The sequence below is a fragment of the Herbiconiux aconitum genome (assembly GCF_024979235.1).
Classification (GTDB): domain Bacteria; phylum Actinomycetota; class Actinomycetes; order Actinomycetales; family Microbacteriaceae; genus Herbiconiux; species Herbiconiux aconitum.
On sequence record NZ_JANLCM010000002.1, the window covers coordinates 232,015 to 256,453 of the forward strand.

Annotated in this window: 24 protein-coding genes and 1 tRNA gene; 20 read left to right on the forward strand and 5 right to left on the reverse strand. The window is 68.3% G+C overall.

Annotation, left to right across the window (positions count from 1 at the left end; genetic code table 11):
• Positions 1 to 23: 23 nt before the first annotated feature.
• From N1027_RS12640 to N1027_RS12710, 15 genes are all read left to right on the forward strand, one after another.
• Positions 24 to 1,856: a cell wall-binding repeat-containing protein gene (locus N1027_RS12640; RefSeq protein ID WP_259508408.1), complete on the forward strand. Its 1,833-nt coding sequence runs from the start codon at positions 24 to 26 to the stop codon at positions 1,854 to 1,856.
• A gap of 32 nt (positions 1,857 to 1,888) precedes the next feature.
• Positions 1,889 to 2,560, forward strand: coding sequence for a nucleoside triphosphate pyrophosphohydrolase (locus N1027_RS12645; RefSeq protein ID WP_259508410.1), 672 nt, complete (start codon positions 1,889 to 1,891; stop codon positions 2,558 to 2,560).
• 150 nt (positions 2,561 to 2,710) lie between these two features.
• Positions 2,711 to 4,000 carry a histidine--tRNA ligase gene (hisS, locus tag N1027_RS12650; RefSeq protein WP_259508412.1) on the forward strand — a complete coding sequence of 430 codons (1,290 nt, stop codon included), beginning with the start codon at positions 2,711 to 2,713 and terminating at the stop codon, positions 3,998 to 4,000.
• Positions 4,001 to 4,055: 55 nt separating this feature from the next.
• Positions 4,056 to 4,550 (forward strand): MarR family winged helix-turn-helix transcriptional regulator, encoded by a 495-nt coding sequence (locus N1027_RS12655; RefSeq protein ID WP_259508414.1) that lies wholly within the window; start codon positions 4,056 to 4,058, stop codon positions 4,548 to 4,550.
• A gap of 38 nt (positions 4,551 to 4,588) precedes the next feature.
• Positions 4,589 to 5,806, forward strand: coding sequence for an MFS transporter (locus tag N1027_RS12660; protein ID WP_259510356.1), 1,218 nt, complete (start codon positions 4,589 to 4,591; stop codon positions 5,804 to 5,806).
• 89 nt (positions 5,807 to 5,895) lie between these two features.
• Positions 5,896 to 7,575, forward strand: coding sequence for an MDR family MFS transporter (locus N1027_RS12665; RefSeq protein WP_259508415.1), 1,680 nt, complete (start codon positions 5,896 to 5,898; stop codon positions 7,573 to 7,575).
• Positions 7,572 to 8,048: a MarR family winged helix-turn-helix transcriptional regulator gene (locus N1027_RS12670; RefSeq protein WP_259508417.1), complete on the forward strand. Its 477-nt coding sequence runs from the start codon at positions 7,572 to 7,574 to the stop codon at positions 8,046 to 8,048. The genes N1027_RS12665 and N1027_RS12670 overlap by 4 nt, the downstream gene beginning before the upstream one ends.
• Complete coding sequence (locus tag N1027_RS12675; protein ID WP_259508418.1) at positions 8,045 to 8,671, forward strand: TetR/AcrR family transcriptional regulator; 627 nt, start codon at positions 8,045 to 8,047, stop codon at positions 8,669 to 8,671. Before N1027_RS12670 ends, N1027_RS12675 begins: the two co-directional genes overlap by 4 nt.
• Positions 8,672 to 8,746: 75 nt before the next feature.
• A complete protein-coding gene (gene eno, locus N1027_RS12680) occupies positions 8,747 to 10,027 on the forward strand; it encodes a phosphopyruvate hydratase (RefSeq protein WP_259508420.1) in 1,281 nt (426 codons plus the stop codon).
• 37 nt (positions 10,028 to 10,064) lie between these two features.
• Entirely contained in the window at positions 10,065 to 10,586 is a 522-nt protein-coding gene (locus N1027_RS12685) for an FtsB family cell division protein (protein ID WP_259508421.1), read from the forward strand.
• Complete coding sequence (locus tag N1027_RS12690; protein WP_259508422.1) at positions 10,583 to 11,098, forward strand: DUF501 domain-containing protein; 516 nt, start codon at positions 10,583 to 10,585, stop codon at positions 11,096 to 11,098. Before N1027_RS12685 ends, N1027_RS12690 begins: the two co-directional genes overlap by 4 nt.
• Complete coding sequence (locus tag N1027_RS12695) at positions 11,098 to 12,372, forward strand: S8 family serine peptidase (RefSeq protein WP_259508424.1); 1,275 nt, start codon at positions 11,098 to 11,100, stop codon at positions 12,370 to 12,372. The genes N1027_RS12690 and N1027_RS12695 overlap by 1 nt, the downstream gene beginning before the upstream one ends.
• A gap of 42 nt (positions 12,373 to 12,414) precedes the next feature.
• Entirely contained in the window at positions 12,415 to 13,950 is a 1,536-nt protein-coding gene (locus tag N1027_RS12700) for an NAD(P)/FAD-dependent oxidoreductase (protein ID WP_259508426.1), read from the forward strand.
• A 102-nt stretch (positions 13,951 to 14,052) separates the two neighbouring features.
• Positions 14,053 to 14,126, forward strand: a tRNA-Leu gene (locus tag N1027_RS12705).
• Between the two features lie 93 nt (positions 14,127 to 14,219).
• Positions 14,220 to 15,779 (forward strand): DUF1254 domain-containing protein, encoded by a 1,560-nt coding sequence (locus N1027_RS12710; protein WP_259508428.1) that lies wholly within the window; start codon positions 14,220 to 14,222, stop codon positions 15,777 to 15,779.
• A 99-nt stretch (positions 15,780 to 15,878) separates the two neighbouring features.
• On the opposite strand, the gene N1027_RS12715 is transcribed toward N1027_RS12710, so the two are convergent.
• Complete coding sequence (locus tag N1027_RS12715) at positions 15,879 to 16,358, reverse strand: hypothetical protein (RefSeq protein ID WP_259508430.1); 480 nt, start codon at positions 16,356 to 16,358, stop codon at positions 15,879 to 15,881.
• 231 nt (positions 16,359 to 16,589) lie between these two features.
• Between N1027_RS12715 and N1027_RS12720 the strand changes: the two genes are divergently transcribed.
• The 3 genes from N1027_RS12720 to N1027_RS12730 all read left to right on the forward strand — a co-directional run bounded on the left by N1027_RS12720 (position 16,590) and on the right by N1027_RS12730 (position 17,698).
• Positions 16,590 to 16,760, forward strand: coding sequence for a hypothetical protein (locus N1027_RS12720; RefSeq protein ID WP_259508431.1), 171 nt, complete (start codon positions 16,590 to 16,592; stop codon positions 16,758 to 16,760).
• Positions 16,757 to 17,326 carry a potassium channel family protein gene (locus N1027_RS20150; protein WP_259508433.1) on the forward strand — a complete coding sequence of 190 codons (570 nt, stop codon included), beginning with the start codon at positions 16,757 to 16,759 and terminating at the stop codon, positions 17,324 to 17,326. Before N1027_RS12720 ends, N1027_RS20150 begins: the two co-directional genes overlap by 4 nt.
• A gap of 75 nt (positions 17,327 to 17,401) precedes the next feature.
• Complete coding sequence (locus N1027_RS12730) at positions 17,402 to 17,698, forward strand: hypothetical protein (protein ID WP_259508435.1); 297 nt, start codon at positions 17,402 to 17,404, stop codon at positions 17,696 to 17,698.
• A gap of 41 nt (positions 17,699 to 17,739) precedes the next feature.
• Here the strand turns inward: N1027_RS12730 and N1027_RS12735 are convergent, their stop codons facing one another.
• Positions 17,740 to 19,341 (reverse strand): hypothetical protein, encoded by a 1,602-nt coding sequence (locus N1027_RS12735; protein WP_259508436.1) that lies wholly within the window; start codon positions 19,339 to 19,341, stop codon positions 17,740 to 17,742.
• 174 nt (positions 19,342 to 19,515) lie between these two features.
• On the opposite strand from N1027_RS12735, the gene N1027_RS12740 reads away from it, so the two are divergent.
• On the forward strand, positions 19,516 to 19,845 hold the full coding sequence (locus N1027_RS12740; RefSeq protein ID WP_259508438.1) for a hypothetical protein: 330 nt from the start codon (positions 19,516 to 19,518) through the stop codon (positions 19,843 to 19,845).
• A 43-nt stretch (positions 19,846 to 19,888) separates the two neighbouring features.
• A complete protein-coding gene (gene fgd, locus N1027_RS12745) occupies positions 19,889 to 20,899 on the forward strand; it encodes a glucose-6-phosphate dehydrogenase (coenzyme-F420) (protein WP_259508440.1) in 1,011 nt (336 codons plus the stop codon).
• Here fgd and N1027_RS12750 read toward each other — a convergent pair.
• From N1027_RS12750 to N1027_RS12760, 3 genes are all read right to left on the reverse strand, one after another.
• Positions 20,844 to 21,095, reverse strand: coding sequence for a hypothetical protein (locus N1027_RS12750; protein ID WP_259508442.1), 252 nt, complete (start codon positions 21,093 to 21,095; stop codon positions 20,844 to 20,846). The two genes, fgd and N1027_RS12750, sit on opposite strands and share 56 nt — an antisense overlap.
• A gap of 223 nt (positions 21,096 to 21,318) precedes the next feature.
• Positions 21,319 to 21,861 (reverse strand): flavin reductase family protein, encoded by a 543-nt coding sequence (locus N1027_RS12755; protein ID WP_259510358.1) that lies wholly within the window; start codon positions 21,859 to 21,861, stop codon positions 21,319 to 21,321.
• 143 nt (positions 21,862 to 22,004) lie between these two features.
• Positions 22,005 to 24,395, reverse strand: coding sequence for an Ig-like domain-containing protein (locus tag N1027_RS12760; RefSeq protein ID WP_259508444.1), 2,391 nt, complete (start codon positions 24,393 to 24,395; stop codon positions 22,005 to 22,007).
• Between the last annotated feature and the right edge of the window lie 44 nt (positions 24,396 to 24,439).

Consider the following 24,439-nt stretch of genomic DNA (forward strand, 5'->3'; position numbering starts at 1 on the left):
CGGCCGGCTCGAGGGGGGCGCGAATGCGCGGACGACGATGGATGCGCGCGAAGACGGGAGCTGCGATAGCGGCCCTCCTCGTCGTCGGTGGAATCGCGACCGCGAATCCCGCCTCGGCGAATCCGGCGTCGGCTCGCACGATCGACGCGACGGCAGGGCCGTTGCAACTCGGAGTGCCGTGGGCGCAGACTCTTGATGCTCGGTGGGAACCCGATCCGGCCGCACCGCTTCCCTCGACGACGCGGCAGTTGTCGGTCGTGGTGCCCCGCGCGCTGTTCGACTTCCAGTCGACCTTCGCTGCGATGCTGGGGGGCAAGCAGCGAAATCCTGTGACCGTGACCGCGGCTGACGCGGCGACCAGGACAATCACCGTGGACATTCCCGAGGGGTACTTCGCCACGCCGGAAGGGCAGCCGGGAATGGCCTCCGGCTCTCCCCGCTACTCCTTGTATCTGCAGGCGGCTAGACCGATGCCGGACGACATCCAACTCGGCCCCTTCGGCTTCCCCGGCGAATACCGCTCCTCCGCAATCGCCTCCATCGGGTTCTCCGCCGGTGGCCCGGGAGCCACCGACCACAGTCGCACCGTCGTCGCGGTCGACGCGTCCCGCTACGCCTCCGAATCGGTGTTCGGGATCGATCCCGCGGACGAACTCACCGCGGCTGCGGGAGAGACCCTCACGATCGTGGGCGGGCCCCTGCTCGATCCAGGAGCCTCTGCGACGCTCTCGCTGGGCTTCGATCGTGACTCGGTGCCGATGCCTGTGACCGTGTCGCCGGATGCGATCAGCCTGAGCGTGCCCTCGAAGAGTGCGATGAGTGGTCTTCTGAATCGTCACGCCATCGTCACCGTTACCGGGATGGGTGATCGCACCTCCTTCCGGCTCGAGGTGCCTCTGACGATCGTCAACCATCCGACGGCCGGCCCCGGAGTCACCACCCGCATCGCCGGCGTCGATCGTTACGCAGCAGCTGTGGCCTACAGCGGCATCCAATTCCCCCCTTACTCCGGCAGCGGGCGTTCGGTCTTCCTCGCCGCAGGAGCGAAGTACCCGGATGCGCTGAGTGGTGCCGCAGCAGCCGCGCATGTCGGCGGCCCTTTGCTCCTAATGGCGGCCGATTCACCAAGCACCGTCTTTCTGGTCGGCTCGGCAGCTCAGGGCGCGGGTGCAAGCGACATCTGGACCATCGGCGGGCCGGCTTCGGTGTCGTATGCCGACAGCCTCAACGTCGCCGGTTTGGCCGGTACGACCGGGCCCTGGCGCGTCGAAGGGGAGGACAGATACGAAGTCTCTCGCAGAACCGCCGACACTTTCTGGCCCGACGGTGCGGACACCGTCTTCATCGCCACGGGGGAGAACTTTCCCGATGCCCTCGCTGCCGTCCCGGCGGCCGCGTCACAAGGAGCGCCCGTCATCCTCGTGGCGGGCTCGCAAACGGAGCTCGACCAGAGCACGCTCGCCGAATTGGACAAGCTCGAGCCGAGCCACGTCGTGATCGTTGGCGGCCCGGTCTCGGTGTCTCCGGGCATCGCGAGTCAGCTCGGCGCCCGTGGCGCCGGAGATGTCGAACGCATCACCGGTTCCGACCGGTATGAGGTCGCGACCGCGGTCAACAGAAGGTTCTTCCCGACCGCCGAGGAAGCTTTCGTCGCCACAGGGGCGACTTTTGCCGACGCTTTGGCAGGAGGGGTGCTCGCGGCCTCGAAGCACGCCCCGCTCTTGCTCGTGCGCCCGGACTGCATTCCGACCTCCGCTCATGCCGCGCTCGACGAATGGGATGTTTCGCGCACCACGCTCCTCGGAGGTCCAGCCAGTCTCGGGCCGGCAGTGGAGGATCTCGTGCCCTGCCGCTGACGCGCCGCCGCGTGGCATGGGAGGCTTGAGGAATGCCTGAGATTCCCGACGCACCGACCAAGCTCGACCAGCTCGTCGAGGTGACCGCGGTGCTGCGCGCACCCGGCGGATGCCCGTGGGACGCCGACCAGACGCACGCGAGCCTCGTGCAGTACCTCGTGGAGGAGACGCACGAGCTGATCGAGGCGATCGAGTCCGGCGACCGCGAGGAGATGATCGAGGAGCTCGGCGACGTGCTCTACCAGGTGATCTTCCACGCCGATATCGCCTCGCACACCCCGGGCGAGGACTTCGACATCCAGGATGTCGCGGCGCACATGACCGCGAAGATGGTGGGCCGGCATCCGCATGTCTTCGGCGACCTCGAGCTCGAGACGGCCGACGACGTCGTGGCCGCCTGGGACGGCTTCAAGGCCGCGGAGAAGCCCTCGCGCACGAGTGTGCTCGACGGCATCCCGCTCGGCATGCCGTCGCTGGCGCTCGCTGACAAGTTGATCGGTCGCGCGCAGAAGGTCGGCGTGCTCGACGAGGATGCGCCGCCCGTCGTGCCGGTCGCCTCGGAAGACGAGCTCGGCCCGTTGCTGTTGGCCATCGTCGCGTCGGCGAAATCCCAGGGCCTCGACGCCGAGCGCGCCCTCCGCACCACCCTCCGTGGCCTCCGCGAGGAGATCGCGGCAGCGGAGTCCGCCCCGCCGGCGCAGTGACCCCCTCTGCTCTGCACGTCCAAACGACGGAGTGTCGAGCAGGATGCGGCGCCAGAGTCCGTCGTTCCCGTCATCGTGGGGAATACTCCGTCGTGAGGGCGCGAGCGGCGGCGGCATGAGCGCTTCTGTGCGAGTCGGTAATCTGGAGCAATGGCTTCCCCCGTTTCACCGCCCCGCGGCATGCGCGATTTCCTGCCTGCTGAGAAGGCGAAGCGCGAGCGCGCGCTCGGCGTCATCCGCGCGAGCTACGCCGCCCACGGCTTCGACGAGATCGAGACCCCCGTGGTCGAAGACTTCGGGCGCCTGCACTCCGGCCTCGGCGGCGACAACGAGAAGCTCGCGTTCAACGTGATGAAGCGCGGCCTCGACGCCGACGCGCTGCGCGCAGCCGCCGACGCCGACGACCCCGACGCGCTCGCCGACCTCGGCCTGCGGTTCGACCTCACCGTGCCCCTCGCCCGCTTCTACGCCACCCACCGCGCGAACCTGCCGCAGGTCTTCCGCGCGGTGCAGATCGCCCCGGTCTGGCGGGCTGAACGCCCGCAGAAGGGGCGCTACCGCCAGTTCGTGCAGTGCGACATCGACATCATCGGTGAGGGCGGCATCCTGGCCGAGATCGAGTTGCTCACGGCCACGCTCGCCGCGCTCGACGCGCTGGGCCTCGAGGGCTGCAGCATCCGCATCAACGACCGCCGCCTGCTGATCGGCATGCTGGAGGCCTTCGGGTTCGCCGAGGCCGAGCACGCCTCCGTTCTCATCACCATCGACAAGCTCGACAAGGTCGGGCCCAGCGGCGTCGTCGAAGAGCTTCGAGGCCGCGAAGCGACCCCCGCGGCCGTCGAGGCTCTCGAGGCCTACTTCGCCGGTGCGCCTGCGCAGGCGGCGGGGCTCGCCGAGGCCGAGATCGCCGCCGCACTGCCCGCAGGGGTGGCCCCGGATGCGGTCGCCCAGCTCGCCGCCATCGGGCTGGCCCTCCGCGAAGCCGGCGTGGCCGGCGTGCTGAAGTTCGACCCCTTCCTCGTGCGGGGGATGGGCTACTACACCGGCACCATCTTCGAGATCGAGCACCCCGACTACTCCTTCTCACTCGGCGGCGGAGGGCGCTACGACGGCATGATCGGCCGCTTCCTCGGCGAGGAGGTGCCGGCCTGCGGGTTCTCGATCGGGTTCGAGCGCATCATCGATCTGATCGACGAACCCGAGGCGACGCACGCTGAGGCGATCGTGCTCGTGCACGACAAAGCCGCCGACCCCACCCGCCTCCTCGCGCTGAAGGCGCAGCTGGTGGCCCGTGGCGCGCGCGTGCGCCTGGAGCGACGCACGAAGAACCTCACTCCGCTGCTCGATCGGGCCGCCGCGGCCGGGTTCACGAGCTTCGCCCTGGTCGGCCGGGAGACGACGGATGCGGCCGAGCTCGACCTGAAATCGCTCTCGGCTTAACCGAAAAGCCGTTGTGGTGACAGATGCATAGCTGAGCTATGTATAGTAGTTGACCGTGAACAACGACATCACTTCCCCCAGCACAGCAACCACCATCGACACCCGATCCGAACTCTCCGAACTGCTCTCCGACCTCGTGTCGGTGACGAACCGCCTCACCCGTATCGCCGCTCAGGCGACCGGCGAGTCCACCTCTCCCGCCACCTGGCGCACCCTCAGCGTGCTCAGCTCCTTCGGCCCGATGCGCCTCGGTGAGCTCGCCAAGCAGAGCCGCGTGTCGCAGCCCACGATGACCAAGATCGTCGCGAACCTCAACGAGGTCGAGTGGATTCGCCGAATCGCCGACGTCGACGACGCCCGCGCCTGGCAGATCGCCCTCGCCCCGAAGGGCATCAAGGCTCTCGACGAATGGCGCGACCGCCTCGGCTCCGCCCTCGCTCCACTCTTCACCGACCTCGACCGTGCCGAGCTCGACACCATCAGCCGGGCGGTCGACCTCCTGCACGAGTGCACCGACGTGCGCGCCGGCGACGTCGTGATGGCCGCCTGAGCGTGACCTCACCGGCGACGAGGTCGACGACGGCCGCGATGGCGGCGAAGAAGAACCCGATCCTCCATCAGCCCAAGGCCGTCTGGGCCGTCGCGTTCGCCTGCGTGATCGCGTTCATGGGCATCGGCCTCGTCGACCCGATCCTGCCGGCCATCGCGAACAGCCTGCACGCCACGCAGACGCAGACGAGCCTGCTGTTCACGAGCTACCTGCTCATCACCGGGTTCGCCATGCTCTTCACGAGCTGGCTCTCGACCCGGATCGGCGCCCGCAAGACCCTGCTCTTCGGTCTCGCGCTGATCGTGGTCTTCGCCCTCGCGGCCGGGCTCTCACAGAACGTGGAGTCGGTCATCGGCTTCCGCGCCGGCTGGGGCCTCGGCAACGCACTGTTCATCTCGACGGCGCTGGCGACCATCGTCGGTGCCGCGAGCGGCGGGGCGAGTTCGGCGATCATCCTCTACGAAGCCGCCCTCGGCCTCGGTATCGCGATCGGTCCGCTGCTCGGCGGGCTGCTCGGCTCGATCAGCTGGCGTGGTCCATTCTTCGGAACCTCCGTGCTGATGGCGGTCGGGTTCATCGCGATCGCGACGCTGATGAAGAAGGAGCCCGAACGGGCGAAGCCCACCCCGCTCTCCGCTCCCTTCAAGGCGCTGACCCGGCCCGCGTTGGCCGTGCTCGCCGTCGCCGCCCTGTTCTACAACATCGGGTTCTTCATCCTTCTCGCCTACACGCCGTTCCCTCTCGGGCTCGACGCCATGGGTCTCGGGCTGACCTTCTTCGGCTGGGGGCTCGCCGTCGCGATCACCTCGGTCTTGGTCGCCCCATGGCTCACTCGGAGACTTCCGCGCACCCGCGTGCTCTGGACGGTGCTGCTCCTGCTCGCCCTCGATCTCGTGGCGGCCGGGCTGTTCGTCTCGAACACGGTCGGTCTGATCGTGTGCGTGGTCGTCGGCGGCGCCCTGCTCGGCGTGATGAACACCGTGCTCACCGAATCGGTGATGGCGGCGACCGATCTGCCGCGCCCGGTCGCGTCGTCGGCCTACTCGGCCGTGCGCTTCATCGGCGGTGCGGTCGCCCCGCCGGTGGCCTCGCTGATCGCCGTGGCGTTCACCGCCGCGACGCCTTTCTATGTGGCCGCCGGTTCCGTGGTCGTCGCCTCACTCATCATCGTCGTCGGGCACCGGATGATCGCCCACGTCGACCACGAAGAAGAACCCGAGCTCGAAGAGGCCGAAGCGATCACCGCCGGGGAGTAGCGAATTTTGCACCATCTGCAGTAATTAGTTGATTTGGATCAACAACAGCACTATTGTTGATCCGCATCAACTTTCTTACCTGGAGAATCGTGTCGCTCACTTCTACTGAAACCTCCCCGATCGCAGGCACCCCTCGCACGCGCCGGCAGGTGCTCGTGCCGCTCTCGGGCCTCCTGCTCGGCATGTTCGTGGCCCTGCTGGCCAGCACCGTCGTCTCGAGTTCCCTCCCGAAGATCATCGGCGACCTGGGCGGCACGCAGGCCGGCTACACCTGGGTGGTCACCTCGACCTTGCTCGCCACCACCGTGTCGACGCCCATCTGGGGCAAGCTCGCCGACCTCACGAACCGCAAGCTGCTCATCCAGATCTCCCTGGTCGTCTTCGTCGTGGGCTCCGGTCTCGCGGGCCTCGCGCAGAACACCGAGATGCTGATCTTCTTCCGCGTGCTGCAGGGTCTCGGCGCGGGAGGCCTCACCGCCCTCGTGCAGGTCGTTATGGCCGACATCATCCCGCCGCGCGAACGCGGCCGCTACATGGGTCTGCTCGGCGCCGTGATGGCCGTCGCCACGGTCGGCGGCCCGCTGCTCGGCGGAGTCATCACCGACTCGGCCGGATGGCGCTGGAACTTCTACATCGCGGTTCCGTTCGCCATCGCGGCCATCATCGTGCTGCAGAAGACGCTGCACATCCCCACCCACAAGCGCAAGGTCACCATCGACTACCTGGGGGCGGTGCTGATCGCCGCGGGGGTCTCGCTCCTGCTCATCTGGGTCACCCTCGCGGGCAACCAGTTCGAGTGGGGTTCGGTGGCGAGCATCGCGATGGTCGGCGGCGCCGTGCTGCTCCTCGCCGCAGCCGTCGTCACCGAGCTCAAGGTGAAGGAGCCCATCATTCCGATGACGCTCTTCAAGAACCGCACCTTCTGGCTGGCGGTCATCGCCAGCATCTCGGTGGGCGTCGCGATGTTCGGCACCAGCGTCTTCCTCAGCCAGTACATGCAGCTGGCGCGTGGCAAGACACCGACCGAATCGGGCCTGCTCACCATCCCGATGATCGGTGGTGTGCTGATCTCGAGCATCGTGATCGGCCAGGTGATCAGCCGCACTGGCAAGTGGAAGCGCTACATGGTCACCGGTTCGGTCCTGCTCACGATCGGCCTGGCGCTGATGGGCACGATCCGCTACGACACCAGCTTCGTCCTGGTCTTCCTCTTCATGTTCGTGATGGGTTCGGGCGTCGGCATGGTGATGCAGAACCTCGTACTGATCGTGCAGAACGCGGTCGATCCGCGCCAGATCGGCACCGCCAGCGCCTCGGTCGCCTTCTTCCGCAGCCTCGGTGGAACCATCGGTGTGAGCGTGATGGGCGCTGTGCTCGGAAGCCGCATCACGACGCTCGTCACCGACGGCATCGTGAAGATGGGCATCGACCCGGCCCAGGCCGGCAATCTGGGCGACGGCGGCATCCCGAATCTCAGCACGCTGCCGGGCCCCATCCGCACCCTGGTGGAGTCGGCCTACGGCGAGGCCGTCGCGGATGTCTTCCTGCTGGCCGTTCCGCTCGCCATCATCTCCATCATCGCCATCTCGCTGCTCCCGGCACGCAGCCTCGGCACGAAGACCTCGGTCGAGCAGATCGCCGAAGCGGAGGCGGCGACCCTCGTCGCGGTCTCGGCCGCCGAGATCGCCGGCGACCCCGAAGGCCAGGAGGAGATCGAACTCCAAGCGGCTTCCCAGGCCGCGCCGGGGGAGGCCACGGAGAGGGCGTGAGCACCGCCACTACCCTGGAGGCTGTGACCTCTGACGAACGCGCCGCCGCCCTCCTCGCCGTGGAGGGCGAGATGGCGCGAATCGTGCGGGCCGTGCGCATCACGCTGCTCGAGACGGCCGCGCGTTTCTCGCCCGAGATCCAGCCATCGGGGTATCTGGTGCTGCGCCAGATCGTGGCCCACCACCCCACTCCGCCGGGCGCGATCATCGCGAGCGTCGGCATGGACAAGAGCGCGGTGAGCCGCCAGCTCCGCATCCTCAAAGACCTCGGGTTCGTCACCAGCGTGCCCGATCCCGACGACCGGCGGGCCAGTCTCTACGCGCCGACGGCCGAGACGGTCGAACGGATGGGGAGCATCCGCCGAGACGTGCAGGCGGCCTACGCCGACATCCTCGACGACTGGAGCGAGAACGATCTCGAGCAGTTCGTGCGCTTGCTGGGCGCCTTCAACGACGGCATCGAGCGACGATGACGACGCGCACCACCGACGCGACGATGAGCACGCGGGAACGACCATCTCTGCGCGAACGCAAGAAAGTGGAGACGCGCACCGCCATCCACGAGGCGGCCCTCCGCCTCGTGGCCGAGAGCGGCGCCGGGCAGGCATCCGTCGACGCGATCTGCTCGGAGGCCGGTGTCTCGAGCCGCACCTTCTTCAACTACTTCCCGTCGAAGGTCTCGGCCATCGTGGGATTGTCGGCATTCGTGGTGACGGATGCGCAACGCGAGACGTTCCTGCGCGGCGCGGGAGAGAAGGGGCTGGTTCGCGATCTCTGCACCCTCGTCGGCGACATCATGGACTCCACGGCGCGCGACGGGGTGGATCGCGCGGCCCTGCGCGAGCTGCTCGCACGCCGTCCGGAGCTCGCCCCCGACGTGATCAAGCTCGCGTCGGAGCTGCGGCTGCAGGTGATCGCGCTGACCGAAGAGCGCACCACGCCCGAGCGCGCGCAGCTCGCGGTCACCCTCGTGATGTCCGCTGTCGACTGCGCGCTGCACCGTCCGCTCGACGCGGACGACGACGCAGAGTTCACCCGATGGTTGTTCGACGCCGTCATGACCATGCAGGCCCTCGCCCGCGAATCGTTAGACTAGCCAGCGGCGGGCGCACGGTCAGCGCTCCCATCTTGCCTGAACGAATGTGTTCGAAAACCTGAGGAGAAACCACCCGTGGCACTCATCGAAGCCGTTGGCGCTCGTGAAATTCTTGACTCCCGGGGTAACCCGACCATCGAGGTCGAGGTGCTTCTCGAAGACGGCGTCGTCTCGCGCGCCGCTGTTCCGTCCGGCGCCTCCACCGGCGCCTTCGAGGCGTACGAGCTGCGCGACGGCGACAAGGGCCGCTACCTCGGCAAGGGCGTGGAGAAGGCCGTCGACGCCGTCATCGACGAGATCGGCCCGGCGCTCGAGGGCTTCGACGCCGCCGACCAGCGCCTCGTCGACGCCGCGATGATCGCGCTCGACGGCACCGAGAACAAGAAGCGTCTCGGCGCGAACGCCATCCTCGGCGTGTCGCTGGCCGTCGCCCGCGCCGCGGCCGACTCGGCCGACCTGCCGCTGTTCCGCTACGTCGGCGGCCCCAACGCCCACACCCTGCCCGTGCCGCTGATGAACATCGTCAACGGTGGCGCGCACGCCGACACCGGTGTCGACATCCAGGAGTTCATGGCCGTGCCGCTCGGCGCCGAGACCTTCTCCGAGGCGCTCCGCTGGGGTGTCGAGACCTACCACTCGCTCAAGTCGCTCCTGAAGTCCAAGGGCCTCTCGACCGGCCTCGGCGACGAGGGCGGCTTCGCTCCCGAGCTCCCGAACAACCGCGAGGCGCTCGACTTCATCCTCGAAGCCATCCAGCAGGCCGGCTTCACTCCGGGCAAAGACATCGCGCTCGCGCTCGACGTCGCGGCCTCGGAGTTCTACGACAACGGTGCCTACACCTTCGAAGGACAGCAGCGCTCGTCGCAGGAGATGTCGGCGTACTTCGCCGACCTCGTGGCGAACTACCCGCTGGTCTCGATCGAAGACCCGCTGAACGAAGACGACTGGGACGGCTGGGCACACCTCACCTCCGAGATCGGCTCGAAGGTGCAGCTGGTGGGCGACGACCTGTTCGTCACCAACCCCGCCCGTCTGGCTACCGGCATCGCCCGCGGCACCGGCAACTCGATCCTGGTGAAGGTCAACCAGATCGGCACGCTCACCGAGACGCTCGACGCCGTCTCGCTCGCCCAGCGCTCCGGCATGACAGCGATCCTCTCGCACCGCTCCGGCGAGACCGAGGACACCACGATCGCCGACCTCGCCGTCGCCACGGATGCGGGTCAGATCAAGACCGGTGCGCCTGCCCGAAGCGAGCGCGTCGCGAAGTACAATCAGCTCCTGAGGATCGAAGAAGAGCTCGCCGAGGCGGCGGTCTACGCCGGTCGCGGCGCGTTCCCTCGTTTCTCGGCCTAGGCATTCCTCGCCTCGGAGTCGATCGAAGGTAGTTCTCATGCGGCAGCGCACATCGAAGGCCCGGCCCGTTCGGGTGCCGGTGGCGCTGCCGCAGAACTCCGCGGCGGGGGGAGCTCCGCCGCCCGGTAACTGGCTGCGGAGCATCCGGTTCTCCGGATTCACGGTGCTCATGTTCGTGGTGATCGTGATGTTCGTCATCATCGTCGCGCCGGGCCTTCGGCTCTACATCGAGCAGCGGCAGGAGCTCGCCGCGCTGCAGGCCGAGGTCGACGCGAAGTCGGAGCAGAACAATGATCTGACCTCGCAGATCGCCCGCTGGAGCGACCCGGCCTACATCAAGGCCGAAGCCCGCGACCGCCTCTACTACGTGATGCCGGGCGAGACCAGTTTTCTCATCATCGACGACGTGCCGAGCGCCGGATCGACGGATGCGCCGGTGAGCGACTCCATCAGCACCACGAACGTCGACTGGCTGTCGTCGCTGTTCGCCTCCGGCATGACCGCCGGGCTCTCCACCCAGACACCCGAAGAACTCCAGTCGAACGGAACCGTGCAATGACCACCCCGCCCTTCGAGCCGGCCAGCGAGCACGACCTCGCTGTCGCATCCGCTCAGCTCGGGCGGCCGGTGCGTAACGTGCTGGGCATCGCGGCGCGCTGCGTGTGCGGCAACCCGACCGTCGTGGCCACCGCGCCGCGCCTGGCAGACGGCACACCGTTCCCGACGCTCTACTACCTGTCGCACCCGGCGGCCACCGCCGCGATGAGCGACCTCGAGGCCGAGCACGTCATGGTCGAGCTGCAGGATGCACTCGTCGACGAGGAGCTGTCGGGCGCCTATCACGCCGCTCACCAGGCGTATCTGGCCGATCGTGCGTCGTTCGGCGATGTGGTGGAGATCGCGGGCATCTCCGCCGGTGGCATGCCCACCCGGGTGAAATGCCTGCATGCCCTCGCCGCGCACGCTCTCGCTGCCGGCCCCGGCGTCAACCCGATCGGCGACCTCGCCTTGGCGCGAGGCGACTGGTCGCCCGAGGTCTGCGAGTGCGTCGACTACCTGATCGACGCCTGATGCGACGGCGCCGAATGCAAGGGGGTCGGCCGTTCCTCTTCGTCGGCGCGTTCGCTGTGGTGTGCGTCGTGGGCATCGCGCCGATCGGCTCCGTGCAGTCGGCGCGCGCCGACTCGATCCGCGACATGGAGTACTGGCTGAGCGACTACGGCTTCAGCGCGGCCTGGAACACGACGCGCGGGGCGGGAGCGACGGTCGCGGTGATCGACACCGGGGTCGACGGCAGCGTCGCCGAGTTGCAGGGCGCCGTCGTCGACGGAACGGATGTCTCGGGCATCGGTTCGGCGAACGGCCAGACCCCGGTGGGCGAGAGTTCAGAACACGGCACGATGGTGGCCTCGCTCATCGCCGGCCGCGGAACCGGCCCCGGGAACGGTGTGATCGGCGTCGCCCCCGAAGCGTCGCTGCTGTCGATCTCGGTCGCCCTGGGTGCCGGGTCGGTGGACTCCGACGAGCAGATCGCGCACGCGGTGCGCTGGGCGGTCGACCACGGTGCCGACGTGATCAACATGTCGCTCACCCGCAACAGCCTCGATTGGCCGCAGAGTTGGGACGACGCGTTCACCTACGCCTTCGACCATGACGTCGTGGTGGTGGCCGCGGCGGGCAACCGGGGGAGCGGCACCACCGAGGTGGGTGCGCCCGCCACCATCCCCGGGGTCGTCGCGGTCGCGGGGGTCGACAAGGCGGGGGAGGCGAGCTTCGACGCCTCCTCACAGGGCATCACCATCGCCGTCGCGGCACCGAGCGAGCAGCTCGTCGGCGTGGTGCCGGGCGGAGGATACGTGCTGTGGGACGGCACGAGCGGCGCAGCACCTCTGGTGAGCGGGCTCGCGGCCCTCGTGAAGTCGGCCTATCCCGAGCTCACCGCCGACAATGTGATCAACCGCATCATCGCCACGGCCGAACCCCAGGGCGACCCCGTGCCGGGGCCGATCTACGGCTACGGTCTAGTCGATGCGGAGGCCGCGGTGACGGCATCCGTCGACCCCGTCTCGGCGAATCCGATCGGCGACCTGGCGGCCTGGATCGCCACCTACCGCCCGGCGTCGGGAGGCGGATCGCTCGACTCGCTGCTCATTCCGCCGCCACCGCCCGCCCCGAACGGAGCGGAGACGGGCACGAGTGCCCCGCCTCGGGCCGCTGATCGGCCCGAGGTGTACACTCTCATCCATTGGGCGGTGCCGCTGGGGCTCCTGCTCGGGTTCCTCATCCTGATGGCGACGTTCGCCCTCGGGGCGGTCTCGCATTTCAGAGGGCTGCTTCGCAAGTAGTAGATTGTATGAAGGCCCCCCTACCTAGGAGATCGTTTCACTGTGCCCAAGATCCTCATCGTCGGCGGCGGATACGCCGGGTTCTACACCGCATGGAAACTCGAGAAGTGGCTGAGGTCCGGTGAGGCCGAGGTCACGGTCGTCGACCCGCTGCCGTACATGACGTACCAGCCCTTCCTTCCCGAGGTCGCGGCCGGATCGATCGAGCCGCGCCACGCGGTGGTCGGCATCCGTCGTCACCTGAAGAAGACGCGGGTGGTCGCGGGCAAGGTCACCGGGGTGAATCACGACGCCAGGACGGCGACGATCGTTCCCGCCGCCGGTGAGGCGTGGGAAGAGAGCTACGACCACATCGTGATCACGGCCGGTGCCGTCTCGCGCACCTTCCCGATCCCGGGGGTGGCCGACGAGGCCATCGGGCTCAAGACGATCGAGGAAGCGACCGCCATCCGCGACCGCATCCTCACGAACTTCGACAAGGCGGCTCAGCTGCCGGCCGGCCCCGAGCGGGATCGCCTGCTCACCGTGGTGGTCGTCGGCGGCGGATTCGCGGGCATCGAGGTGTTCGCGGAGCTGCGTTCGTTCGTGAGCGCCCTCGTGGAGACCTACCCCGAGATCGACTTCGAAGACACGCACTTCCACCTGATCGAGGCCATGGGCCGCATCATGCCCGAGGTCAGCATTCCCACCTCGCTCTGGGTCATCAAGAACCTGGCGGAGCGCGGGGCGCAGATCCACCTCGACACCCAGCTCAAGTCGGCTGTGGGCGGCGTGATCGAGCTGTCCACCGGCGAGAGCTTCGAGTCCGACCTCATCATCTGGACGGCCGGGGTCATGGCGACTCCCGACATCAAGCAGTACGGTCTTCCGCTCGAAGAGCGCGGGCGGCTGCGCGTGCGCGCCGACCTGCGGGTCGAGGGCGACGACGGCATCGTCGAAGGCGCCTGGGGTGCCGGCGACGTGTGTGCCGTGCCCGACCTCACCGGCGGCGGCGTCGGCGGCTTCTGCGTGCCGAACGCTCAGCACGCGGTGCGCCAGGGCAAGCTGCTCGCGAAGAACATCGTCGCCGAGCTGCGTGGCGAAGGCGTCAAGGACTACTTCCACAAGAACATGGGTGCGGTGGCCGGTCTCGGTATCGGCATCGGTGTGTTCCAGTCGGGCAACCTGGCCATCAAGGGTCTGCCGGCCTGGTTCGCACACCGCGGCTACCACGGCCTGGCGATGCCGTCGTGGGAGCGCAAGTTCCGTGTCATCTGGGGCTGGGTGAACAACTTCTTCCTGGGTCGCGACAACGTGTCGCTGGAGGCTCGCGTGCACCCGCGCGCCGAGTTCGAGAAGTTCGCGGCGCGTCCGCGTCCGGCAGCCCCGGCTGTCGAGGCCTCGACTACCGCGGCGCCGGCCGCACCGGCTGCTCCGGCGAATCCTCAATTGCCCGGTTCGCACTCCTCGGAGCCGTCCGCGACAGCCGAGGTGAACGGCGTCGCCGCCACCGACTCGGCACCGGATGCGCCGAAGGAGAAGGTCTCCCGTCCGCGTGCGAAGGCCGCTTCGAAGGCCTCAGCGCCCGCCGGCGAATAGCCCGCACGATCACGTCGCACGCCGCGCATCCGCTGTCCGAACAGGGCTCCGGATGCGCGGCGTCGCCGTTCCTCGACGGGGCACCGATACGATGAGGCACCCGCCCCCATAGCCCAATTGGCAGAGGCAGACGACTTAAAATCGTCACAGTGAGGGTTCGAGTCCCTCTGGGGGTACTGGCGGTCGAGGCCCTCCTGAACATCGCGCATTGTGTGTGATGTGCGCCTCGACCACGCGGCCTACCGTTTCTCCGAACTGAGGAGAACGTGATGACCATTCAATCGACGGTTTCAACGGATACGGTCGCGTCACTGTCGACGCCCGACCACATCGAGAGCCGGATCGGCCGGCTCGAGTTCACCGATGGCGCGCCGACCGCCGCGACGGCGGAGTTGCTCTACGACCACCTCGACTTCGTGCGCGCCGTCGAAGCGTTCATCAACGCCTTTCCTGGGGCGTCGGTGACGGCAGTCCGCCGCGGCCTCCACTCCGTCGGGGTGGAAGACAATTCGGTCATCATCTTCTCCGACCTCATGGACTCGTCGTCGCTCTTCCTGACAGCGAACTGCGACACCGTGTACGCCGTCGGGGTCCTCGACCTGACGAAGGGCCCCATGGTGGTCGAGGTGCCGGCGCTCGCGGCGCCGTCGGGGATTCTCGGCACCGCCGACGACATGTGGTTCCGGTGGATCACCGACATGGGACTGCCCGGGCCGGACCGGGCCGCCGGTGGCAGTTACCTCTTCGTCGGGCCGGACTACGACGGTTCGTTGCCGGACAGCGGCTTTCACGTCTCGCAGGTGCGCACCAGCCGCATGCTGTTCTTCCTCCGCGCCTTCCTGATCGACAACGACCCGAGCGTACCCGCGCAGGTTCTGCGCGACGGCCTGCGCGTTCACCCCTACACCCCAGGCGGCGTCGGCACCGCTGTCGGCACATTCCTGCGCGGCGAGGCACCCCTCGGGCAGGCAGCGCCTGCTCCGGAGACGCGATTCGTGGAGGGGTCGGGACTCGCGTTCAACACGATCCCCGCCAACGACTTCAGCTACTGGGAGCTCATCAACGAGCTCGTACAGGATCAGCCCGTGGGCTCCGGCGACCCCGAACTGCTCGGTCTCCTCGCCTCCATCGGCATCTCCAAGGGCAAGGAGTTCGCGCCGGATGCGCGGATGCGCAAAATCCTGGAAGAGGCGGTGGTGGTTGGAAACGCCACCGCTCGAACCATCGCGATCTCGCCCCGCGAGGAGGAGGGCTGGGCGTACTACCCCGGTTCCGGATGGATGAACCCGCTCTTCACATCCGGATACGACTTCCTCGCGCCACCACCCGAGATCACTCCCGAGGGTGCTGTCCCCGTGCCTAGTGACGGCGCGCGGAAGCTTAACGGCCGCATCGCCTGGTTCTATCCCTACACCGGAGTCACCCCGGCGATGTGCATGCGCCTGACCGGGATCGGGTCGCAGTACATCTTCACGATGCGCGACGGCGACAAGGAATTCCTCGACGGCGGGCGCGCGTACAAGCTGACCCTGCCGCCGGACATCCCTCAGAGCCGGTTCTGGTCCGTCATGGTCTATGACCGTCAGACACGGTCGATGCTGAAGACCGGCCAGCCCAAGCCCGACCTCAGCAGCCAGTTGGGCACCGTTGCGCAGAACGAGAACGGATCGACCGACATCTACTTCGCCGCGGATGCGCCCGCCGGTAAGGAATCCAACTGGTTGCAGACGGTTCCCGGCAAGGGCTTCTTCGTCATCCTGCGCCTCTACAACCCCCTGCAGCCGTTCTTCGACAAGAGCTGGCGGCCCACCGAGATCGAACGGATCTGATCGCAGAGGAGCACGACATGCCCACCCGCACGTCGACCTGCACGACGGAACCGGGCGCTGGGCAACTGGGCGACCGCACGCGGCCTGCCCTGATTCAGGTCATGACTCGGGACACTCCTCAGACAGTGTCGCGCCGAGGGAGCCCAGCGCCGTGCTCAGCGCGCGGAGCGACGTGACGATCTCGGGTGCTTTCGCCTGGAGGGTGTCGGTCGTCAATCCGCTCATGGCGGTCTGGACGGCGGAGAAGTCGGTCTTGACCTGCTCGACCGCCGGCTGGAGCTCTGCTGTCGCTGATGCAATGGCGGTGTCCAAAGCCGCTTTGGTGTCGGCTGAAGCAGCCTCCAATGCGTTGAGCCCATCCTGAAGCGGCTCGACCTCGGTGAGGCTTTGGACCGACGACTTGAGCTCGGCGGCGTCCGAGCACGCTGCGGCCGCGTCCGGGGAGGGGCTGGACGGGCTTGAGGACGCTGGGGTGGTCGGTTCGTTTGAGCCCGTCGAACTGCAGCCGACCAGGAGCGCCCCGGCTGCTATGACGAGCAGTGGCCATCCGAATCCTCGCTTGCCCTGAGCTGTGGTCATAGAGCAAGCGTGCGCCGCATGGACGGCAACAGCATCACCCAGAGCACGTGACTCCTGCGTCGATCACCTCCTTCGCACAATGGCGATGAGATCGCCTCGGCGGTGTTCATGCGATGTGAGTGACGTTTCCCCCCAGGCGCGCTGCTTGCCTTGCTGGGTACGCGGCAGCTGATCCGGAGGAGCCTGCGATGTCCACGAGCTGACCAGTACTCGACCGGAGAGGAGGACCAGGTGCTCTGGAAGAAGCCGACCTGGAGATACGGTACGACGCGGGGCAAGACGGTGTCGGGTCGCCATCGCAACGCGCGCGTGATCGGCACTGCCGCTTCTCTCAGCCAGACCATCACCTTCTCCGTTCTCTCCTGGGCTGTCATCCTCGGCCCAGCGACGGCGGAACCGTGACCGAGCCCGGCCCATCGAGACTTTCGTCGGCACGGCGACGGCGCCTGATCCTCCGGGGGCTCCTGCGCGCAGTGGTGTCGACGGCGGTCCTGGTCGCGGCGTATTTCGCAGTTCCGTTCGCCCTCATCGACGCCGTCCCCATCCCCGTCAGCCTCGTGGTCGCGCTCGTCGCGTTGCTCTGTGTCACGACCTGGCAGTTGCGAGCGATCACCCGGGCAGTACATCCGCGCGTGCGGGCGATTCAAGCGCTCGCCGTGACCGCCCCGCTGTACCTTCTCCTGTTCGCGGCGTCGTACTTCCTCATGTCGAGCGCCGACGTCGAGAACTTCACCTCGGGCGCTCTGACACGGCTCGACGCGTTGTACTTCACTGTCACGGTCTTCGCGACAGTCGGTTTCGGGGACATCTCTCCCGCGAGTCAGATGGCGCGCCTCGTCGTCATGGTGCAGATGGTCATGAACCTGCTCGTGCTGGGCGCTGGCATCCAGGTGTTCGTCGGTGCCGTCCACCGAGGAAGTCGGGGCCAGGCACCCGGGTCACCCCCGGACGTCGCCGAGGAAGAGTGACTCGAGCATCACTTCCACATCGCGATCTCGTGCCTCTGGATCTTTCTGGGGGTACGCGAGCGCTACGATGAGCGCATGTTGGGGATCTGGACGCTCGTGCTCTCGCTCGTGGTGCTGGCCGGCGGCATCGCCGCGACCGCCATCGCCCTGCGGAGCGAGAACCAGATCGCGATCATGGTCGCTCTCGACGCCGCCGTGCTGAGTGGTGTGGGAGTGCTGCTCAACGTCTTCTCGGCCGGCGAACTCCAGCTCACCGGAATCGTGTGCTTCATCGTGATCCCGGCCGTCGCAGCTGCCGCCGGCGCTCTGCTCGGACGCTTCCGCCCGACCCCGCGGCTGCGCTACGAGTCCACTCAGCCGGCGGCTCGCTGACCTCTCCGAGCGAGTCCCGAGGCGAGACTCCGGGCGGCGATCTACTGGGCGCGCTGGAAGGCCGACTTCGGGGCGCTCGACCCCGCACCCTGCGTCTCGAATTCGTCGACGATGTTTCCCGAGGCGTCGAAGCGCCAGCCGAGCACCCGCCAGCCCTGCACGGTCACTTTCATCGCCACGCCGTTGACGCTCGCGGTGCTCGGGAGATCGAGTGGGCCCTCGAAGAACCAGTACTCCGCGGCGGCGAGCTCCTCCGGTGTCTCGATCACCCGTCGGTCGGTCGTGGTGTAGAGGAAAGTGTCGGCTGGGTGCTCCTCGAACACGGCCAGTTTGTCGCCGCACAGCAGCGCCCGATAGGGCGCCAGCGCGTCGGCCTCGGCCTGAGCGGCACCGGAGATGCGCGCCTCGGCTGCCGCGAACATCGCGTCGATCCGCTGCTGCACGCGCTCCACGGTGACGGTCTCCCCGTCGATCGTGACGGCATGCTCGCTCGGGACGGTCATCACGCGGTGTCGGAGCTCGGCGTATCCCGTCCTCTCCGACAGCGCACCTTCGGCTTGGAGCACCTGCCCGTAGTCGAAAGGCGGCCGCCTTTCGAGAAAATCGGCCTCCCAGGTGGCGAGGAGTCGCTCCGCCCGATCGACGAAGGCCTGAAGGGCGCCGGCCGTCTCGTCGTCGAACTCCGGGGCCGGGGCGACCGAACGCTCGATCCGGCGGGCGTACACCGCGTCGATGCCCGACCAGTCGGCCGCTGTCACGGCATCCCCGTAGAACGCCGAGCCGCCGCCCGCGCGCCACGGTCCGTCGAGCGATCCGTGCACGGCGGCGTCGACGAACAGGACGGGGCCGGTCGCCGGGTCGTCTTCGATGGCACCCACGGCCACCATCCGCCCGTCGGCGACCTCGAAGTCGATCACCCGCGCGACCCCCGAATCCCGCAGGAGCTTCACCTGATAGCCTCCGTCGTGCTCGTCGAGCAGGTGCCAATCTCCACCCCACGCGGAGTCGCGGAGATTGTTCCAGCCCCTCACCCGGTCGAAGACGACGGCGATCTCCTGCCCGACCACGGTGCCGTCGTTGGCGGTGAAGGAGTGACGATTGTCGACGAACGACGCCGCGGCGATCCGGCGACCCTCGTAGAAGCAGTGTGCTTCGAGCCGGTAGGTGTCGACATGACCCTTGAGGAACATCGTGGCGGTGAGCCGGGGAGCGTCGTATTCGTCGACGACGTCGAGGCAGAGCAGCGCGAGATCCAGGGTCCAGTCGTTGTCGATCGCATATCGCTGCTCGCCATCGAGCGAGACCGCCGTCAGCGCGCCGATGTGAAGCACGTCATCGACGCCGTCGAGCTCGGAGACGATCCGCAGCGTGAAAGCGACGACCCCGGGTTCGGGCAGATCGCCACCGTCCATCCAGCGCTGCAGATCGATCGCCGTCGTCTGCTCCGCGTCGAGTTCGGGCACGGGAACCCGATGCTCGAACCACGGCGCCCCGTCGGGTCGACCGACCGTCCACACCAGTTCGGCACCGGCGGGAGCCGGCCCGCGCAACGGCACCCTCAGCCGAGGATGCCAGCCCTCCGGATGGAAGTTCCCGAACATTCCTGCGCTCGCGCGCACCCCATGCTTGATCATTGATGTCATTGAGGAATGATCACTTAAACGGGTTCTCACCGCAAGTGATGCAGAATGCGCGCGATCGACGTAGCGTGGCGCGTAACGGTGCCGCGGTCCGTACTGTTGTGGGAGCATGGAACCGAGAGCGCATGCTCACGAGGGTGACGCGGTGCAGGGGAGACGAAGATGTCGCAATCCCGGATGACGACTGTCGCCCTTATCGACGCCGATCCTGCGGCGCTGGCCACGAAGGTTGCCGCTCTGTCGTCGGTGCCGGGCGTCGAGTTGCGCATCGAAGCGGTTTCGCTCGGCCAGCTGCTGACGCATCCCGGGTTTCCGCCCGACGTCGTGGTGATCGAGCAGCGCGAGGGCGAGCGGGTCTCCGTGAACTACAAGATCCGGGTCTGCCGCATCGCCGAAGCGCGCGTGATCGTGATCTCCGACGATGGGCACGAGCTGGCACCGGATGTGAGCCAGCTGATGACGACGGTGAAATCGTTCGCTCAAGCGGTCGCGCTCATCGCATCCTGAACGCCGCCGGATCGGTGTCGGTCACCGGTCATAGACTCGGATCATGACCATTCCCCTCCGCTTCGGCTACAAGGCGTCAGCCGAGCAGTTCGGCCCGACCGAGCTGCTGAAATATGCCGTGCTGGCCGAGCAAGCCGGTTTCGACTCGGTGTTCGTCTCCGACCATTTCCAGCCGTGGAACCACGAAGGCGGCCACGCGCCCGCGGCGATGCCGTGGCTCGGCGCGCTCGGTGCCCGCACCGAACGCATCCTCATGGGCACCTCCGTGCTCACCCCCTCGTTCCGCTACCACCCCGCCGTGGTGGCGCAGGCTTTCGGCACGCTCGGCGCGATGTTCCCGGGGCGCGTGATTCTCGGAGTCGGGAGTGGCGAGGCGCTCAACGAGGTAGCCCTGGGCATCCCGTGGCCCGAGGTGAAAGAGCGTTTCGCGCGTCTGAAAGAGGCGATCACGATCATCGAGACGCTCTGGAGCGAAGACCGGGTGACCTACGAGGGTCAGTTCTTCCGCACGGAGAACGCCACGATCTACGACAAGCCGGAGACGCCGGTGCCGATCTACATCGGCGCGTCCGGGCCGGCCGCGACCCGCCTCGCCGGGCGGATGGCCTCCGGGTTCATCACGACCTCGGGCAAGGCCCGCGAACTCTACACCGACACCCTGCTGCCGGCACTCGCCGAGGGGATCGAGAAGGGCCACCGGTCACCTGATGACGTCGACACCTTGATGGAGATGAAGGTCTCCTTCGACCACGACCGGGAGCGTGCGTTGCAAGACACCCGTTACTGGGCGCCGCTCGCCCTCACCCCCGAGGAGAAGATGGCGGTCGAAGACCCGATCGAGATGCAGCGGCTCGCCGACGCCCTTCCGATCGAACGCACGGCGGCGCGCTGGATCGTGTCGACCGACCCCGACGAGCATGTGGATCGCATCGAGTCCTACCTCGATCTCGGCTTCCGGCACCTCGTCTTCCACGGGCCCGGCGCCGATCAGGAGCGATTCATCCGGCTCTACGGAGAGGAGATCCTGCCGCGCCTTCGTGCACGCCACGGGTGAGTTCGGCGAACCAGACCCGGCTGGCCTCGAGCGAGGTCCAGAGCCGGTCGGCGCGCACCTGGCCGTAGCGGCCGGCCTCGAAGACGAGGCGTTCACGCACCCAGCCGATGGGCTCGCGGCGGGAGTCGCTCTGGTCGAGCACGAGCCAGTAGTCGGCCCCGATGCGCTCGTATCGGATGTCGGTGGAATTCGTCATGGGTGGGACTCTCCCCGACGGGCGCGCTGCGTTGTCCGTCGGAATCGGGGTGTCTTCCGCGAGTCCGCTTCAGCAGGGCGGGTAACCCGGCGACGGAACTCGTGGTCGCCTCCAGCAAGGGAACCGGAGGATGTTCCTTCCCAGTCTGCGCCTGATCGCACTAAGTTCAACCGCCCCAGTAGTGGGGGTAGACAGCGAGCCGTCGGTGCGCAGGCGGCGAGGTCTACTGAATCTTGGAGTGCTCGCCGAGGCGGTGCCAGGTGCGGTTGTGGTAGACCAGCGGCTCGGCTTCGGCCGCGTCGGCAGAGGGGTCGCCCGCGGGTGGCGCCTTCGTCTGCAGGGCCTGCACAGCGACCACGGTCGATCCGCCGGCCTCCATCTTGTTGACCACGCGGCCGCGGATCCACGCGTGCGCGGCGGGGAAGTAGGGCTCGCCCGTGGGCAGCCTGTCCCAGATCGAACCGTCGGCGAAGCGGTCGATGCCGCTGGTGGCGCCGAGCTTCGCGATGTCGAGCTGGGCGGCGCCCAGGAGGTGCACCACGACCGTGTCGGCCCGGCGGATGGTGGGCGTGCTCGAAGAGAGGTCGGAGATCGAGAACACCAGGAGCGGCGGCTCGACGCTCACCGAGAACACCGAGGTGGCGGTCAGCGCGACCGGCCCCTCACCGGCATCGGCCGTGATGACCGCGACCCCTGCCGGGTGGTTGCGGAAAGCGGCTTTGAATTCTTCGGGTGACACGCTGTCGGCAGCCGGATGCGTGACCAGATTGCTCGCGTGCCGTCCGTGGGCGTGCGCCGATTCGTCACCGGTGGGGGAGGTCTGGGCGTTGGTCACTCTTCGATCCTAAAACGCGTTCGGGAACAGGGGGTCGGGGCTGCGTAACACGACGCAACGGTGGAGGTCGGTTTTCAGGGGGAGTCGTCGGCCACGAAGCGGGTCCAGGCCCAGGCGGAGACGCTGATCGCGGCGAAGGCCACTGCGGCGACGAGCAGCACGACGATGCGCCCGTCGGCAGCGGCAGCGGCGAGTGCGGGCACGAACAGCATGGCGAGGGTGGTGAAGGAGGCGACCGCCAGAACGAGCCAGGTGGCCGGCGACCAGCTGAGCAGCCGTCGCCCGGCCGAGCGGCCGATCGGCAGGAGCAGCATTGAGGTGGCGCCGAACGAGGCCAGCACGACGACATGAAGGAACTCGGCGTACGCGGCGAGCAGGATGTCGCTCGATGCGGTCTGGTCGCCGAGGGCGCCCGAGGCCAGCCAGGCGACGGAGCCGAGGATGCCGAGAGCGAGCACCTGCACCGTGGCGAGTTTGGCTCGGGCGGCGGGGTCGGTGACGGCGTGGGCGTGAGAGCGCCCTGAGCCGGCCCGGCGCGCCGGATCGGCTCCGCGCGCCGGATCGGCGCTCGCCGTGTCGGCTACCGCGAGCCCCGCCACGAGACCGAACACGAGGCTGGGCTCGAGATCGGCGAGCCGGGAGACGAGGGCGAGTCCGGCCGCGACGAGAAGGAGCGCCGGGCGCAGCCGCACGGTGCTCGAGATGTCGAAGGCGAGGGAGGCCACCCGAGCGGGCAGCACGGTCGCGAAGAGGTTCACGAGACCCAGCGCCGCCACCACGGCCAGGAACAGGCGGAGGTAGGCGGGCTGATTCTCGACCGGACCGGAGAGCGTCACGATCGCCGCCGCAGCCAGCACCGTGGCCCCGGCCGTCACCATCGGGCTGACCCGCAGCTCGGGGGCACGGTCGTATTCATGCCGTGAGCGGTTGCGGCCGAGGAGGGCGGCGAGCATCCGTCGCCCCGCCGGCGTGCGGCCGGGTTCCGCACCATCGCGTGCGGCGACCGTCTCCATCGTTCCCGCGAGCAGTCGCGCCGGCAAGGCGACCAGGAGCAGGGCGAGGCCGGCGACGGCGAGCGCTATCCACCAGATCGCGCCGACGCCGGTGCCTAGAGCCGGCTGGAGGGAGGCCGTGAAGCGGGTGGCATCCGTCCACGTGCCGTCGGAAGGCGGGACCTCCGCGCCCGGGATCGGCGATCCGCCCGGTCCGGGTGCCGCCGGGTCGCCGGAGTCGGTGCCGGGGGGTGATCCGGGCGTTCCCCCTCCGCCTGCTCCGCCATCGCTCGGAGGCGAGGCATCCGGAGAGCCGGGCTGGCCGGCCGAAGGGGGCGCGGGAGGAGCGGTGGTGCCGGTGCCGCCCGGGGCGCCCGGTGTGGTGCCCGCGGCATCCTGGAACAGCAAGGTCAATGGCGCGCTCTGCACGCCCACGTTGCCCGCCGGGTCTTGTTGGAGCAATGCGACCGGGTAGCTTCCCGCCGGGACGGCCTGAGCCGAGCACGACCACGACGTGCCGGACACCACCACCTGGCAGAGCGGGTAGGCGCCGGCGAAGATCGAGACCGTGGCGCCGTCTTCGCCCGACCCGGTGAACACAGCGCCTGACGTGGGTAACGCCTGGCCGGAACGGGGTGAGAGCAGCTGGGGCGCGGCCGGCACAGTGACGTCGACCTCGATGGCCACGCCGTCGCCGGCCGGCGAGGATGCGCCGCCCGACCACGGTGTGGTCTGGATGGCAGAGACCACGTAGTCGCCGTCGGTGATGCCTCCGGCGAGAACGCACGACCAGGCACCGGAGGCGTCGGCCGTGCCCGTGCAGGTGAATTCGCCCGTCGTCGCGGTCACGGAGGCGCCCGGCATCGCTGAGCCTTGAACCACGGCGTTGGTGAGGGTGCCGCGGGGTCCGCCGGTGACGACCGGTGCGTTCAGCACCCGGATAGAGAGGGTGTCTTCGAGGGAGTCGCCGCCCGCGACGGGTTCGACGGCGCGGATCGTGGTGGACGGGGAACTCGGGAGCCCGGACGCCGTGCACGACCACGCGCCGGAGTCATCGGGCGTCACGATGCAGAGCGGCTCGGAAGAGCCGGCGACGAGGATCTGCAGCGATCCTCCGGCGGTTCCGGTGCCGGTGATCTCGACCGGGGAGGAGACGAGCGCACCATCGGCGGGGGAGAGGATCGCGGGGGCGACGGGCACCGGGGGCGGAGGGGTGGAACCCGGAGGGTCGGTGGGTTCGTCGCTCGGAACAGGAGCCGACGGCGGCGCGGCGGTGGGCGTATCCGGTGCCGGAGTGGCCTCGGGGGAGGCGCTGGCGGCAGGCGCACCCGCCCCGAATCCCACCCCTCCCGCGACGAGCAAGGCGGCGATCAGGGCGGCGAAGACGACGCGCGACGCCGGGTTACGGGTTCGCGTTTCACCGCCGCCGCGAACTCGCGACGCCGCCGCACCCCACTCTTTTCGCGATGACACCACCTCCTATTTAGTCCGACGGCGAGGCAGAACCCAAGAATGAA

What these genes read in the sequence shown, in the direction of transcription:
- N1027_RS12730 (WP_259508435.1), top strand. Translation starts at nt 17,402, where the DNA reads ATGTTGGGGATCTGGACGCTCGTGCTCTCGCTCGTGGTGCTGGCCGGC.
- N1027_RS12640 (WP_259508408.1), top strand. Translation starts at nt 24, where the DNA reads ATGCGCGGACGACGATGGATGCGCGCGAAGACGGGAGCTGCGATAGCG.
- N1027_RS12750 (WP_259508442.1), bottom strand. Translation starts at nt 21,095, where the DNA reads ATGACGAATTCCACCGACATCCGATACGAGCGCATCGGGGCCGACTAC.
- N1027_RS12735 (WP_259508436.1), bottom strand. Translation starts at nt 19,341, where the DNA reads ATGACATCAATGATCAAGCATGGGGTGCGCGCGAGCGCAGGAATGTTC.
- N1027_RS12690 (WP_259508422.1), top strand. Translation starts at nt 10,583, where the DNA reads ATGACCACCCCGCCCTTCGAGCCGGCCAGCGAGCACGACCTCGCTGTC.
- N1027_RS12675 (WP_259508418.1), top strand. Translation starts at nt 8,045, where the DNA reads ATGACGACGCGCACCACCGACGCGACGATGAGCACGCGGGAACGACCA.
- N1027_RS12695 (WP_259508424.1), top strand. Translation starts at nt 11,098, where the DNA reads ATGCGACGGCGCCGAATGCAAGGGGGTCGGCCGTTCCTCTTCGTCGGC.
- N1027_RS12710 (WP_259508428.1), top strand. Translation starts at nt 14,220, where the DNA reads ATGACCATTCAATCGACGGTTTCAACGGATACGGTCGCGTCACTGTCG.
- hisS (WP_259508412.1), top strand. Translation starts at nt 2,711, where the DNA reads ATGGCTTCCCCCGTTTCACCGCCCCGCGGCATGCGCGATTTCCTGCCT.
- N1027_RS12740 (WP_259508438.1), top strand. Translation starts at nt 19,516, where the DNA reads ATGACGACTGTCGCCCTTATCGACGCCGATCCTGCGGCGCTGGCCACG.
- N1027_RS12685 (WP_259508421.1), top strand. Translation starts at nt 10,065, where the DNA reads ATGCGGCAGCGCACATCGAAGGCCCGGCCCGTTCGGGTGCCGGTGGCG.
- N1027_RS12645 (WP_259508410.1), top strand. Translation starts at nt 1,889, where the DNA reads ATGCCTGAGATTCCCGACGCACCGACCAAGCTCGACCAGCTCGTCGAG.
- fgd (WP_259508440.1), top strand. Translation starts at nt 19,889, where the DNA reads ATGACCATTCCCCTCCGCTTCGGCTACAAGGCGTCAGCCGAGCAGTTC.
- N1027_RS12660 (WP_259510356.1), top strand. Translation starts at nt 4,589, where the DNA reads ATGGCGGCGAAGAAGAACCCGATCCTCCATCAGCCCAAGGCCGTCTGG.
- N1027_RS12715 (WP_259508430.1), bottom strand. Translation starts at nt 16,358, where the DNA reads ATGACCACAGCTCAGGGCAAGCGAGGATTCGGATGGCCACTGCTCGTC.